This is a genomic window from Klebsiella michiganensis (assembly GCF_015139575.1).
In the GTDB taxonomy this organism is placed as follows: Bacteria; Pseudomonadota; Gammaproteobacteria; order Enterobacterales; family Enterobacteriaceae; genus Klebsiella; species Klebsiella michiganensis.
This window is the reverse complement of the sequence record NZ_AP022547.1, coordinates 2,931,271-2,945,506: the sequence shown is the minus strand read 5'-3', so window position 1 is coordinate 2,945,506 and position 14,236 is coordinate 2,931,271. Positions and strand designations below refer to the sequence as shown.

At 56.8% G+C, this 14,236-nt stretch carries 9 protein-coding genes; 1 reads left to right on the top strand and 8 read right to left on the bottom strand.

Annotated features, from left to right (window positions below):
* Window positions 1–45: 45 nt before the first annotated feature.
* The 4 genes from JLG71_RS13860 to pgtC all read right to left on the bottom strand — a co-directional run bounded on the left by JLG71_RS13860 (window position 46) and on the right by pgtC (window position 6,179).
* Entirely contained in the window at window positions 46–1,329 is a 1,284-nt protein-coding gene (locus JLG71_RS13860; protein WP_014229376.1) for an HAAAP family serine/threonine permease, read from the bottom strand.
* A gap of 350 nt (window positions 1,330–1,679) precedes the next feature.
* Window positions 1,680–2,930: a two-component system response regulator PgtA gene (gene pgtA / locus JLG71_RS13855; RefSeq protein ID WP_200914312.1), complete on the bottom strand. Its 1,251-nt coding sequence runs from the start codon at window positions 2,928–2,930 to the stop codon at window positions 1,680–1,682.
* A complete protein-coding gene (pgtB, locus tag JLG71_RS13850; protein ID WP_163520716.1) occupies window positions 2,920–4,914 on the bottom strand; it encodes a two-component system sensor histidine kinase PgtB in 1,995 nt (664 codons plus the stop codon). The genes pgtA and pgtB overlap by 11 nt, the downstream gene beginning before the upstream one ends.
* An 11-nt stretch (window positions 4,915–4,925) precedes the next feature.
* Window positions 4,926–6,179 (bottom strand): phosphoglycerate transport regulator PgtC, encoded by a 1,254-nt coding sequence (gene pgtC / locus JLG71_RS13845; RefSeq protein WP_200914293.1) that lies wholly within the window; start codon window positions 6,177–6,179, stop codon window positions 4,926–4,928.
* A 373-nt stretch (window positions 6,180–6,552) separates the two neighbouring features.
* Here pgtC and pgtP point away from each other — a divergent pair, with 373 nt between their 5' ends.
* The gene (gene pgtP, locus JLG71_RS13840) at window positions 6,553–7,944 is read left to right on the top strand and encodes a phosphoglycerate transporter PgtP (protein WP_009652152.1); all 1,392 of its coding nucleotides are present in this window, start codon (window positions 6,553–6,555) and stop codon (window positions 7,942–7,944) included.
* Between the two features lie 69 nt (window positions 7,945–8,013).
* Here the strand turns inward: pgtP and ybtS are convergent, their stop codons facing one another.
* From ybtS to ybtP, 4 genes are read right to left on the bottom strand one after another with little or no spacing between them, the layout of a single operon-like run.
* On the bottom strand, window positions 8,014–9,324 hold the full coding sequence (gene ybtS, locus JLG71_RS13835; RefSeq protein ID WP_064357438.1) for a yersiniabactin biosynthesis salicylate synthase Irp9/YbtS: 1,311 nt from the start codon (window positions 9,322–9,324) through the stop codon (window positions 8,014–8,016).
* A 27-nt stretch (window positions 9,325–9,351) separates the two neighbouring features.
* Complete coding sequence (gene ybtX, locus JLG71_RS13830) at window positions 9,352–10,632, bottom strand: MFS transporter (protein ID WP_200914292.1); 1,281 nt, start codon at window positions 10,630–10,632, stop codon at window positions 9,352–9,354.
* Window positions 10,625–12,427 carry a yersiniabactin ABC transporter ATP-binding/permease protein YbtQ gene (ybtQ, locus tag JLG71_RS13825; protein ID WP_200914291.1) on the bottom strand — a complete coding sequence of 601 codons (1,803 nt, stop codon included), beginning with the start codon at window positions 12,425–12,427 and terminating at the stop codon, window positions 10,625–10,627. The genes ybtX and ybtQ overlap by 8 nt, the downstream gene beginning before the upstream one ends.
* Window positions 12,414–14,126 (bottom strand): yersiniabactin ABC transporter ATP-binding/permease protein YbtP, encoded by a 1,713-nt coding sequence (ybtP, locus tag JLG71_RS13820; protein ID WP_200914311.1) that lies wholly within the window; start codon window positions 14,124–14,126, stop codon window positions 12,414–12,416. Before ybtP ends, ybtQ begins: the two co-directional genes overlap by 14 nt.
* Between the last annotated feature and the right edge of the window lie 110 nt (window positions 14,127–14,236).

Here is a 14,236-nt window from a genome sequence, read left to right as displayed (position 1 = left end):
CATAGCAAAACGGATGCGCCGCCGGTGACAGGCGGCGCTGAAAACTTAGCTGAACAGAGAGAAGAAAATAGCGGAGATGGCAATCAGTCCCATTACCACCACAAACGCGTTGCTGATGTGGCCGCTGTACTTGCGCATGGCCGGTACTTTGTTGATGGCATACATTGGCATCAGGAACAGAATCATCGCGATGACCGGGCCGCCCAGCGTTTCAATCATCCCCAGGATGCTGGGGTTCAGGGTGGCAACAATCCAGGTGGTCACCAGCATGAACAGCGCGGTGATCTTGTTCAGTTTGTTGATTTCGATCGATTTCCCTTTTCCGCGCAGTGACTTAATCACCATGCCGTTGAAGCCTTCACGCGCGCCGAGGTAGTGGCCGAGGAAGGATTTAGTAATCGCAATCATCGCGATGATCGGCGCCATCCAGGCTATCACCGGCGCGTTAAAGTGGTTCGCCAGATATGAGAGGATGGAGATGTTCTGCGCTTTCGCTTCCGCCAGGTTTTCCGGGGAGAGGCTCAGTACGCAGCTGAACACAAAGAACATCACCGTCAGCACCATCATGATGTGGGCGAAGCCCAGAATACGGGAGCATTTGCGCTCGGCGTCCTGGCCATATTCTTCACGTTTAGCCACCGCAAATGAGGAGATAATCGGCGAATGGTTGAAGGAGAAGACCATGACCGGGATGGCCAGCCACAGGGTCATCCACAGACCATTTCCCGTTGCCGAAGCGCTGCTCAGCGACAGCGTATCCAGTACCGCGCCGTTCCATTGCGGGATCAAATACAGCGCCAATATCATCAACGCGAACACGAACGGAAACACCAGCACGCTCATGGCCTTAACAATCATTTTTTCGCCAAAACGGACAATCCCCATCATGCCGACAATTAAAATCAGCGACAAAATAGCGCGCGGCGGAGACACCAGACCAAGCTGGTGAGTAATAAAGCTGTCGACGGTGTTGGTAATAGCAACGCTATAAACCAGCAGAATCGGATAAATAGCGAAGAAATAAAGCAGCGTGATAAGCTTACCTGCACCGGTGCCGAAATGTTCTTCCACCACTTCGGTAATATCTTCTCCCGGATTTTTGCCCGACAGGACAAAACGGGTTAAACCGCGGTGGGCAAAAAAGGTCATCGGGAAGGCAAGAATGGCCATGATGATTAACGGAATTAAACCGCCGACCCCGGCGTTAATTGGCAGGAAAAGCACCCCTGCACCAATTGCGGTACCGTACAGGCCCAGCATCCACACGGTATCACTTTTTCTCCAGCCGCTGCTCTCGCGAGCAACGAGGGTATTTTGAACGGTTTCCATAATATGGCCTCAGTAATATAGAGTAGGGTCAAATTAATTTGACTCTGATTCAGGTAATAAAAACGCTGTGTTTGTTTGGCTATTTTATAAAATGCAACTATGCTGATTCACTAACAGCGATCACATAACCTGATTTATAGTGGCACCTTTTAACGCATCAAAATTAGTACTGAAATCTTATTATTTTTTAAAGTATCATTTTTAATACGTTATTATTTGTATGGGTGTACTTAACGTGCTGGATATTTATATAATTCACGTGCAGAGATAACAACCACTATTTGTCATACGATTAATAAAACGCAAAAAATCAGGGGCAAGGAAATAGACACCCTCCCCCTCAATTTTCGCTAAAAGCCCTTGTAGTGCTCTTTACTCAGGCCATATTTCTTCATTCTGAGATAGAGTTTTTTACGCGGAATAAGCAGATACTCCGCCACTTCATTAATGCGCCCCTGATGGAGATTCAGCGCTTCGGTGATGATCTGCCGCTCTACGTCCTCAACCCGTCGATCGAGCGGCGTCGGCTCGCCGACATGCATCAGCGGATTCACCGTATCCGCGAGCGGTAATACCCCCACCGCATACAGTTCGGCAGCGTTCGCCAGTTCGCGGACGTTGTTCGGCCACGCCCGACGTATCATCCCTTTTAACAGATGGCTATCCACCTCCGGGACGGGATGATTCAGCCGCTGACAGGTTTTTTGCAAATAGTGGTGGAACAGCGGCTCGATATCATCAGGCCGCCTTGACAGCGGCAGGCAGGCAATTTGCGTCATCGCGAAGCAGTAATAGAGCTCCGCCACGATCTGGCTACTACCCGCCAGCGCCACTAGCGACGCGCTGCCGATACCAATCAGGCGAAAAGGCCGCTTCTCATGGCTCTGCGCCTGTACCAGCTGATGTTGTTGCTCATGAGTCAGGTGCTCCGGGTGGCTTAATACCAGCGTTCCGCCCTGCGCCTGCGCGATCGCGTCATTCAGCTTATGGGCGTTGGCCGCAGTCAGTTCGCAGTAGACAAAAGGGCCTTCGGCGTTACGCCCCAGCTGGTGCAGGTAACGTGCGCCGGTCATACGCCCGGTTCCCGCTTCGCCGTAAAGCCAGACCGCAATATCCGTCTCTGCCAGCTGCTGTAAACGCTGGCGATACTGTTCCGTCCATTCGCTGCGCCCGATCAGCTCAACCCGTAATTTTTGCTGGCCGTACTGGCGACGCGCGATCACCGCTTGCCGCTGGCGCAACGCGGCGTCCACCAGCGAGAGCAGCTTACCCGGATCGACCGGCTTTTGCAGAAAATCCCAGGCCCCCTTTTTCACCGCATCCACCGCCATCGGTACGTCGCCATGCCCGGTGATAAGCAGAATCGGCAGTTGCTCGTCATCCTGATGAAACAGCGTCATCAAATCGATGCCGGAGCAGCCGGGCATGCAGACATCGCTCAGCACAATGCCGGGCCAGTCCTTCTGCACCCACGCCCGCGCATCAAAGGGGTTATCGCAGGCGTGGACGTGATAACCCGCTTGCTCAAGCAGCTGCGTATAGGCATCCAGCACGTCGCGATCATCATCAATCAGCAGAATCGAACACTCATTACTCAACATCATTTACATCCGTTAAATTAAATTGCAGCACCACGCAGGCATTGCGCGTTAACGTCGACGCCAGGCGCAGCGTCCCTTCCATTTGCGTCATCAGCGAAACAGAAATCGACAGCCCAATCCCCAGCCCCACATCTTTGCTGGTAGTGAACGGCTTCAGCAGTGACGGTAGCAAGGCCGCAGGCCAGCCGGGACCGTTATCGGCAATCAACACGCACAGGGTATCGCCGTGGATTTGCCAGCTCACCGTTATTTTCGCCGCGGTCGGACAGGCGTCGAGCGCATTCGACAGTACGTTGACCAGCACCTGATGAACCCGCACTTCATCGCCGCGGATCCAGACGGTTTCATCCGGTATCTCCAGCGTCCCCTGCTGCGGCTTATGGCGCATCGCCAGCAGTTCCCACGCCACCGTAAACGTCTGACGCAAATCAACCGGATGCAGCGGCGTTTCCAGTTCAGCGCGGCGGGTAAATTGACGCAGCGAGCGGATAATCGCGTCAATGCGGTTAATCAACCCTTCCGCTTTACTTAACGTCGCCCGCGCCTGCGCCGTCTGTCCCTGCTCAATCGCCCGTCCTGCCGTAAACAGATACATCGATAGCGCGTTCAGCGGCTGGTTGATCTCATGCGCCAGGGTGGTCATCGTCTGCCCCACCACCGCCAGTTTAGCGGTCTGGATCAGCTCGTCCTGGGTGGCGCGAAGATCGGCCTCAATCGTTTTTCGCTCGCCAATCTCCTGTTCAAGCTGCTGTTTTTGCGCGTTAAGCTGACCCAGCGTATGGCGAAGCAAACCGGCAATACGCCCCAGCTCATCCCGGCCATAAACCGGAATGGTGGCATCCGTCCGGCCTAAACCAATCTGCACCACCGCCTGGTTCAGCGCGGTAAAGCGCTTCACCAGCCGCGATCGGATGAAATAATGATTCAGCACCCACGCCAGCAGCAGCGCCAGCAGCGTCGCCACCAGAATCAACCCGCCGCTCACGCGGACAATCTGTCCCATACGCTGATTAAACATCTGCATTTGCTGATGACTGCTGCCAAGCTGGGCTTCAAGCAGCGTCCTGAAACGCCCCAGCGTGGCTTCTCTGGCGCGACTGGCGTCCACTAACGCTTTTTGCGCCGTCACGTAGTCGCGCATGGTATCCGGCATCTTATTTTTCACCATGCCGATTTCCAGCAGCTCATCAATCGTTTGTCGCAGCGTGATCGTGCTCGGCCAGTCGTCTAGCGCGCGAATATTTTCATCCGACGTTTTCTTCAGGTTTTCGAGATAGCGGATATGCGTCTCCACCAGCATGCCGTCATCATTTCCGGATTTCAGTTCATTAAGCCTGTCGCGCAGGTCGTCAACGATTTGATTCTCAATGCGGGCCAGCGTATAGACCTGCTGCTGTTCGTTCTGGACTTCTCTGGAACGCTTCAGGTACTGCGCCGCGTCGCCCTGGCGGGCTTCTATCTGATCGAGCAGCGTTCCCTGCTGCCAGGTAAAGTCCTGCACCAGTGAATTCAGCTCAGTGGTAAAATCATCGTGCAGCCAGTCGATACGCGCCGAGAGCTCCCCCACCTTTTCGCGTACCAGAAACATGTTGTAGAGCACGCGATCCAGCTCCGAGAGCAGCGCGCGGCTGTCCTGTAAAATCACCGCCAGCTGCTGGCGTTCCGCGGGTGACAAGCCCTGGCTCAGCCGCTCGATTTTATCCAGATGCTGAATAATCTGGTTACGCAGCTGCAGACGCACCGTTGTATTCGGCGCCAGCAGAAATTCATTCAGCTGATCGACCACCAGATTGAGATTGCCTTCAATCAGAAAAGCAGAGTGGATGCGGGGAAAATACTCGTCCAGCGAATAGCGTATCTGCGAGCTTTGCTCATGCCATGAATAGAGGCTGACGCTGCTGACAATCAGCGTCAGCAGCGCGCCCATCAGAAAGGCCCCGCGCAGGCTGCTGCTGATACTGATTTGCCGCAGACGTTGCAGTATGGAACGGGCCATCATTTCAGCTCTTCCAGTTTATTGATCGCCTGCCGCTGGTTGTTGAGAAACCAGAGCTGCCACTCCATCATTTGCTGCTCCGCAAAGCTCTTATTATCGAACTTAGCCAGCCAGGCCTCATCCTCGCCGCTTGCCGGATCGACCGGGACGCCGGTTAGCAGCGCGCGTATCTCGGGCAGCGGACGCTTAAGGCGAGCCTCCGCGCTGTGCAGCGCTCGCCAGGCATCTTTCAGCTGGGCGAGACGAAAGCTGATCGCCGTATCAAACATCCGCTGAACCAGGCGCTGACGCTTAAGGATCAGGCGATAGTTCAGCGGCGGTTGATTCATCAGCACCGCCTGCTGCGCCGCCCGTGGATTGCCTGCCGTCAGCGGCGTCACCGGGTATTTCCCGGTATTCGCGTCGGCGAGGATCCGCTGGCCTTCCGGGCTCAGCAGATAGCGAATAAACCGCCGCGCCTCGCTGGCGTGCTGGCTATTTTTGAGCACCGCAACGTAGGTAGGCGACACCGCCGACTGCGGAAAATAGATAAAGGCAAGGTGCGGATCGTTCAGCAACAGATTGGCGTAGTTATCAATCACCGGACCGGCTACGCCCAGCCCGCTTTTGATCTTATCCGCCACGCCAAAGCTGCGGGATGAAATCGTCACCAGATTTCCCGCGCTTGCCAGCAGCGTTTGCCATCCCTTAAGCCAGCCTTTTTGTTGCAGCAGCGACTCCACCATCAGATGATTAGTGTCCGAGCGCGACGGGCTGCTCATCAGCAGCGCCCCCTGATATCGGGGATCGGTGAGATCGTCCCAGTCCGCTGGCGCAGGCAGATGCCGCGTCGTCAGCGCCGAGCGGTTAATCAGCAAGCCAAACCCCGACATCGCCACGGCAACGGAGGTGGCGCGGATGGATTCCGGCACCAGGCGTTGACTGGCCGCCGGCGCGCCGCTGAACGGCGCCAGCTTTTGATGCTCCTGAAGATGCTGCAGCAGCATCGGTGATGAGGTCAGGACCAGATCAACGTTCTCCGCATTTGCCGTATCAAGCAGCTGTTCCAGCGAGGCGCTGGTGCGGTTGAGGGTGCGAATCATCACCGACCCCGGCTCCGTTTGCCAGCGTGCGATAATCCACGCGGTGGCGCTGGGGGAAAATGTTGTCGCCATCACCAGTTCGTTCCCCTGCGCCGCACAGGAGCTGAATCCGGCGGCCAGCAGCAGCAACGCAAGCGTTTTGCCGGGCGCCCGACTCCACCGCAGAAACATGTTTGTGATCCCGTTCATAAATATTGAAATACCGAAAAAAGAGCGTTGAGACAAAACTTACCCGTTTATGACTTCTAGCGGATTAATCACCGCTAGCCTCGAAATAGCCGCGCTGGCCGCCGGGAATATCAGCAAACATTACCAGATAATGAATGTGGAATTTGTTAATATCCGCACACGCCTGACATAAAATTAGCGGGAAATTAATTGTTCGCTATTTCATTGATGCTCAATGCGTTAAAAATAACCCCTGAATTCATTAATTTGAGTCAGTTTTGACCCATTTCGACGATTTGAGTTTTCTGACCACTTATTTCACTCTTCATGCCGAATACTCCTGATGTTCATATCAATATAAAATACAGGTGACGACATGTTATCAATATTAAAAAAAGGGCCGTCGGCAAATAAAGTGCCGGCTGAGAAAATTCAGGCAACTTATGGCCGCTACCGCATGCAGGCGCTGCTAAGCGTATTTTTGGGTTATCTGGCGTACTATATTGTGCGCAACAATTTCACCTTATCCACGCCTTATCTGAAAGAGCAGTTAGATCTGAGCGCCACCCAGATCGGTTTGCTCAGCAGCTGTATGCTCATTGCGTACGGGATCAGCAAAGGCGTTATGAGCAGCCTGGCGGATAAAGCCAGCCCGAAAGTCTTTATGGCCTGCGGCCTGGTGCTGTGCGCGATCGTCAACGTCGGGTTGGGGTTCAGCACCGCATTCTGGATCTTCGCTGCGCTGGTCGTTCTGAACGGTCTGTTTCAGGGGATGGGCGTCGGCCCCTCTTTTATCACCATCGCTAACTGGTTCCCTCGCCGGGAGCGCGGTCGCGTGGGGGCTTTCTGGAACATATCCCATAACGTCGGCGGCGGGATTGTCGCCCCGATCGTCGGCGCCGCGTTTGCGATTCTCGGTACCGAGCACTGGCAGAGCGCCAGCTACATTGTCCCGGCCTGCGTGGCGGTGGTGTTCGCCATCAGCGTACTGGCGCTGGGTAAAGGTTCGCCGCGCGAGGAAGGCCTGCCTGCGCTGGAAGAGATGATGCCGGAAGAAAAGGTCGTGCTTAACGCTAAACACGCGGTAAAAGCGCCGGAGAATATGAGCGCATTCCAGATCTTCTGCACCTACGTTCTGCGCAACAAAAACGCCTGGTACGTCTCCCTTGTGGACGTGTTTGTCTATATGGTGCGTTTCGGCATGATCAGCTGGCTGCCTATCTATCTGCTGACGGTGAAACATTTTTCCAAAGAGCAGATGAGCGTCGCGTTCCTGTTCTTTGAATGGGCGGCGATTCCGTCGACCCTGCTGGCGGGCTGGCTCTCCGACAAGCTGTTCAAAGGACGGCGCATGCCGCTTGCCATGATCTGTATGGCGCTGATTTTTGTCTGCCTGATCGGCTACTGGAAAAGCGAATCCCTGCTGATGGTGACGGTGTTCGCGGCGATCGTGGGCTGCCTGATTTACGTGCCGCAGTTTCTGGCCTCCGTGCAGACCATGGAAATTGTTCCCAGCTTTGCCGTCGGCTCCGCCGTGGGACTGCGCGGATTTATGAGCTACATCTTTGGCGCATCGTTAGGCACCAGCCTGTTTGGCGTGATGGTGGATAAAATGGGCTGGCACGGCGGGTTCTATCTGCTGATGGGCGGGATCGTCTGCTGCATTCTGTTCTGCTACCTCTCTCATCGCGGCGCGCTGGAGCTTGAGCAACAGCGTAAGAACACGCAGCAGCAAGAAGCCGAGCTGGCGCTGGCCGACGCACAATAAGCGCCTGAACCCGGCAAAAGAGAGTGCCAGCCTGCTGGCACTTTTAACCTTAAACTGGGTCGATAACCGTCACGCGGGCACCTTTAAATAGGGCGCAATGCTCGCTAATTTCTCACGGGTTTCCGTCAGTTCGCGCTCCGGCGTAGATTGCGCGATGATACCCGCCCCCGCCTGTATCCAGCAGCGCTGGCTATCCTGAAACACGGAACGCAGTACTAACGCCGCATCGAAGCGCGTATCTTCCAGCAGCAGGATTGCGCCTGAATAGAGCTCCCGCGGCGTTTTTTCAATTTGCATGATCGCGTTGAGGGCTGCCTTTTTAGGGATACCTGACGCGGTAATTGACGGAAACAGCACGGTAAACGCATCCCAGGCATCCTTATCTTCCGCGAGCTGGCCGCTGACGCCAGACCCCAGATGCTGGACGCTGCCGCGCTGGCGAACCGACATCAAATCCTCGACCACCACGCTGCCGGGCTGGCAAACCGCCTCCAGTTCGGCAATGGCTTCTTTGACCGAGAGGATATGCTCAAGCACCTCTTTACCGTCGTGCAGCAGCTCCCTCTCATTTGCCTGATTATGCGCCGTATCGCCCATGCGATCGCGGGTGCCCGCCAGCGGTTCAGTGACCACTTTCTTTCCCGTCACCGACATCACCAGTTCCGGACTAAAACCCAGCGCCTCGCGTCCTTGCTGGCGAAACATAAACGTACGGGTGGGCGTGTTGGCCTGTCGTCCATATAGCAGCGTAGCGGGCATATCAATTCGCGCTGGCAGAGGAATCGCTCGTGAGACGATGACTTTAACGTAATCGCCGCGGCGGATCGCCGAAACGGCGCGCGCAACCTGCTGTTTATACGCTTCACCGTCCAGGGCGGTATCCACAGCCATTGGCCCGCATGGTGTCGCCGTATCGACCTCTTTTACCCACTCGCACAGACGGCGGCATCCGTCGGCGGAGTCCGCGTAAACGGTAACATTTCCCTTCTCAAAAATAAGTTCTTCACGGGGAGCGGTTAACGTTAGCAGCGGCCACTCGCCGGCATCAAAGGCCATTCCCCGCGCATGGGCTGCAAAGTTGAACCCAACCTGGCCATATACCCGGCATCCTCTCACCCGCGGATGCGTCATAAAACGACGCGCGCAGTCGGTAATCGAATCTACCGCCCACTTTTGTTCTCCGGCATCATCAATGAATGTCGCCTGGGTGCCGTCGGCATTAATCTGCAGTTGCGCCTGGCATCCTTTACCTATGTACCAGCAAGGTTGGCGCTCATAGACATAGCACTCTTCATCTCCGAACTGACGTAAGACGCCAGAAATCATCGGTAGCCATTGCTCCTCTGGTAACGCCAGGTGTAAAAATTCACTGATTTTCATCCCTTACCTCTCTGTGTTATTCCCGGATCAATCAATTGAGCTTGTCATCAGTTCTTTTGCCGAACGCAGTCGGATAGAAACAATCCACGCCGCCAGCAACGTGAATACGCCGGCAAACAGGAAACAGGCCGCATAGCCAAAGCGCTGCGCGACAACGCCGCCGACTACGCCGGCCAGAATGGCGATGGCGGCGTCAGTACATTGAAAGAGCGTAAAATCGACACCGGCCTGCAAAGGCGAAGAAAGCGCCATCAGCGTGGCGTAAAGACAGACCAACGCGCAGGCCAGCGAAACAGATTGAACAACGATCAACCCCTGGAGAATCGGCAGCAGTAGAGGACCCGGCGCTATCAGCAGCGTCATCACTACCGCCAGCAGCGCGATGCCCTGCACGCCATAAGCCGCAAACAGCGCTCTGCCGGGTGAGAGGCATTTCATCAGCAATCCACCCGCCAGCGTTCCGGCTATGCCCGCCGCAATATTACCGCCGCTGAACAGCGCGCCGAGCGCTGACATGCTCAGACCATGATCCAACAGCAGCGGTGCCAGAAGAGGCAGCACAAACCGCATGCCGGAATTCAGCATCAATACCAGCATTAAGCCCAGACGAGCCTGTCGCCTTCTAAGCGCATAACCCAATGCCGGAACATGCGGAACAGATGCTGCGCGCGTTGGTTCGGCAATGCGCCACAGGGGGACGGATAAGACCAGGATCAGCGCCGCCATCATCAGCATGGCCGCAGGCCAGCCGACGGTCGCCGACAGCATCAGAAACACCCCGCCGCCGCACATCATTCCCAGATAGCTGCCACCGACCTGCACGCTGTTTCCCCAACCGTACCCTGCGCGGGTCAGCTGATCGACGCAAAAACCGTCGCTGGCGATATCAATAGTGGAGGCGACTGTACCCGCCACCATAAACAGCGCAAATAGCGCGACGACTAGCGTTTCGGGCAATCCGCCTTCTCGCCCTGTCCCGCCAATCGCGGCGGCAATCGCCAGGATCGCCGCGAGCGCAGCCTGCCCGCGCAGGATCAGCATGCGGGAACGGCGCTGCGGGCTACCAGGAGGTAGCCGCCAGCGCTCGACCCACGGCGCCCAAATAAACTTCAGCGCCCAGGGCAGCATGAACAGGGTTGTCGCCCCGGCAAGCGCAAGCGATCCGCCAGCAGCGCGCACCAGCGCGGGCAAGGACTGCATCGAGAGCGCTGATACCAGACTCTGTGTCACATAGATGCCGGCAATGGCGAAAATCACCCGCCCGGTGGTTAACGTCAGCGATTTCACATTCGACGGAACGTCACTCATGCGCCACCTGCTCTGACGTGGAACTCCCTTCGGCGCGCCAGGCGCGGGCGGCCATTTGCGCGTGCCACAGCGCCTGGTAACGCCCATGAAGAGAGAGCAGCTGCGCATGGGTGCCCTGTTCAACCACTTTGCCCTCCTCCATCACCAGGATGTTTCCGGCCCCGACGATGGTAGACAGGCGATGGGCGATAATAATCACCGTCCGGTTGTGAACCAGGTTATCGATAGCTTTCTGTACCGCCAGCTCGCTATCGATATCCAGCGCGGCGGTCGGCTCATCAAGAATGACGATCGGCGCATCTTTCAATAAGGCTCTGGCAATGGAAATCCGCTGGCGCTCGCCGCCCGATAGCTGTCCGCCCATCTCGCCCATTGGCGTCAGCCAGCCTTGAGGAAGGCGGGTAATGAATTCAAGACACTGCGCCGCGCGGGCGGCCTCTTCCACTTCCTGCTGGGTCGCCTGCGGGCGCGCAATCAGGATGTTCGCCAGCAATGTGTCATCAAACAGCCAGACATCCTGGAAAACGACGGAAATCAGGCTGTTGAGCTGCTCCGCCGTCAGGCGACGAATATCGACGCCGCCGATAGAAATCCGCCCTTGCTGCGGATCGGCATAGCGCATTAACAGTTTGCTGACCGTGGTTTTACCTGCGCCGGAAGCGCCCACCAGCGCGCTCATACTGGCCGCCGGAAAGGTTAAAGAGAGGTCATTGAGCGCGGGATCGCCGCTGTCGTCATAGCGGTAATGAATATTGTCAAAGCGGATATCGTAACGTTCCGGCATCTCCCCGCGTTCGGCAACGGGAAGCGGCGCGATCGCCATAAATTGCTCAATACGCTTTAAGGCGCTGGCAATCAGTTCCACCACCGAGGTGTAGCTGATAAACATGGCCATCGGTTCAGCAAAACGCATAATCATCGCGGCGGCGGCAATCAGAAAGGCGAGGTTCAATGTGCCCGTGACCACCCAGATAATTCCGCACAACACCACCACCTGTAGTCCCAGCTCCACAACGCCGGCGATCAGCATCGTCGCGCCCGCGCTCTGGCGGTGAGTGCGGGTCTGTAAGTTTTCCAGAGCATTAAAATGATCCCGCAGCGCCCGGCTTTTATCGGCATCGCTACCGCAGGCACGCAATACCATCATCCCCTGCGCAAATTCAACAATATCCCCGCTCAGCCGCTGGTGCGCTTCGCCCAGGGTCTGCATTTGTCGCCGCATCGCCGGGCGGCGCCAGTAATAAAACGGCGCCAGCAAAGGGAAGATCAGCAGCATCACCAGCCCCAGCCGCCAGTCGATCCACAATGTCGCCAGCGACGCCGTCAGCGGCGTGACGATGGTCAGCAGTAAAATATTGGCTATCGCAATCACATAATTGAGGTTTTCATCCACGGAGCCCAGCAACAAGGCGTTCGTTTCGCCCGCTCTGCCGCGCTGGAGCCTCTCCAGCGGCACGCGGCGTAATTGTTCGCCCAGGCGCATGCGCAGCTCATGGGTGGCCTGCGCCAGATGCCCGCGGTATTCAAAGCCCAGCCCATACCAGCGGAGCGCCAGCGTCACCAACGCCGCAATGCTGAAGGCCAAAGCCCAGTGAAGAAGCCGCGATGCTTCATTCCGTAGCAGCGCATCAACGATCGGATAGAGACAGGCGAAGGCGATCCCCTGCATCAATGCCGCCAGCAGCAGAGCAACCAGACTGCGCCGCAGCGTTCCCGCCTGACTGCCCACGCTGGAGATAAGCTGGCGCCAGATCGCGCGCCAGGCCAGATTATCCACCGGGTTAGTGTCTTTCATTTTGCACCGCCTCTTCCTGCGTTCCACCCGGCGCCCACTGCTGCGCCTGCTGATAGCGTTGCCATAGCCGTTGATACAGGCCACCCTGCGCCAACAGCTGCCCGTGGCTCCCGCTTTCCCGGAGCTGACCGTCGGAAAACAGCAATATCACATCGGCCTGAGTCACCATGGAGAGACGATGCGCGACCATGATGACCGTCCGGCCGCGCATGGCCGCCGCGAGGGCTTTGATAAGCGCCGCTTCACCTTCCGGATCGGCAAACGCCGTCGCTTCATCAAGCACCAGAATGGGACGATCCTGCAAAAGCGCCCGGGCGATGGTGATGCGCTGCCGCTGCCCGCCGGAGAGAAATACCCCTCGTTCCCCGACCCGCGTGCTGTAACCCTCCGGCAACGCGCTTATAAACTCATGCGCCTGCGCCACTCTGGCCGCCGCTATCACCGATTTCAGCGGCGTATCCGGCGCGCCCAGACGGATGTTATTGGCGATCGTGTCGGCAAAAAGAAAGTTGTCCTGAAACACAAACGAGATTTGCTTCATCAGGGTCTCTATCCGCATATCGCGCAGATCCACGCCGCCAATACGAATATGGCCTTTGTCGGGATCGGCGTAACGCAGTAGCAGCCGCGCCACGGTGCTTTTCCCGGCGCCGCTTGGCCCTACCAGCGCCACAATTTGCCCGACAGGCACGTGAAAGCTCACCTCCTGCAACGCGGCGCCAGTCCGCGCTTGCGGATAATGAAAGCTTACCTGCTCAAAGGTGATACTCGCCTCTTCCGGCTGTCGATCGGCTCGCGGGCGCGAGAGTTCCGGCATCGCGAGAACCTGATAGATACGCTGAACGCTTAAACGCGTTTGCGCGACCAGGTTATTAAGCATCATCATCGGCATTACCGCTTCGGCCATTCCGCTGGCTATCAGTAAAACGGCTACCCAGGCGATAAAATCGAGACTGCCAGCGTGCAGCAGGCCGTATCCGCACCATATAAGAACGAATATGGTCGGCAGCGGGTTCAGAATTGAGAATGAAAAGCGCGCTGAAAATCCGGCCTGCCGATACCAGCTTTTGAGCACATCGACCCACTCTTCGAGGGCATGTTGATAGCGCAAAAAGCTGGTACTGCCGCTATCAAAGGTCCTCACCACCGGCATGGCCTGTACGAACTCAATCACCGCGGCGCTGACCCGTTCACGCGCCTGATGATAGCGCTGAGCCATGTTTTCCGAGCGCTGACGGGCGAGTACCAGCACCACCGAACCAAACGCCAGTACCCCCAGCGTCGCGATGGCGAGTCGCCAGTCCAGCCAGAATACGAGAACAACAGTCGCCAGCGGCATGATTATGGCGCGGGCATAGAGCGGCGTGCTGTCAGCAACAAAAATATGTAACGACTTCACATCATCCAGCATTACTTTCGCCACCGATCCGCTGCCCATTTGCTGTAACGCGCCCGGCGCAAGCTGTAGGGTCTTGCGGGCTAATCTGCTGCGCAGAATATTCTCCAGATGGAAAGCCGCATAATGAGAGGTATTGAACGCCTGCAGGCGCAGGATAAAGGTCGCTATCACGCAGCCGACTACGCCGCTCAGCGGCCAGACGGGGATGATGTCAGGCGCCCCGCGCAGATCGCGCAGGCACCATGCCAGAAAAAGCAGCGCCCCCAGGCTGGTGAAGGCCGCCAGCCCCGCCAGCGCCATAGCCAGGAGCACCTTCCGGCGAACCGGGGTAATCACCTGCCAAAGAGGAAATCGGGACAGCGATTCAGTGTTGGATGAGTGAGATGACATGGGAGTGGCTGATTTTCCTG

Coding starts and splice junctions, on each gene's coding strand:
- ybtX (WP_200914292.1), bottom strand. CDS start 10,632: ATGAGTGACGTTCCGTCGAATGTGAAATCGCTGACGTTAACCACCGGG.
- pgtP (WP_009652152.1), top strand. CDS start 6,553: ATGTTATCAATATTAAAAAAAGGGCCGTCGGCAAATAAAGTGCCGGCT.
- pgtC (WP_200914293.1), bottom strand. CDS start 6,179: ATGTTTCTGCGGTGGAGTCGGGCGCCCGGCAAAACGCTTGCGTTGCTG.
- ybtS (WP_064357438.1), bottom strand. CDS start 9,324: ATGAAAATCAGTGAATTTTTACACCTGGCGTTACCAGAGGAGCAATGG.
- ybtP (WP_200914311.1), bottom strand. CDS start 14,126: ATGGCGCTGGCGGGGCTGGCGGCCTTCACCAGCCTGGGGGCGCTGCTT.
- pgtA (WP_200914312.1), bottom strand. CDS start 2,930: ATGTTGAGTAATGAGTGTTCGATTCTGCTGATTGATGATGATCGCGAC.
- ybtQ (WP_200914291.1), bottom strand. CDS start 12,427: ATGAAAGACACTAACCCGGTGGATAATCTGGCCTGGCGCGCGATCTGG.
- JLG71_RS13860 (WP_014229376.1), bottom strand. CDS start 1,329: ATGGAAACCGTTCAAAATACCCTCGTTGCTCGCGAGAGCAGCGGCTGG.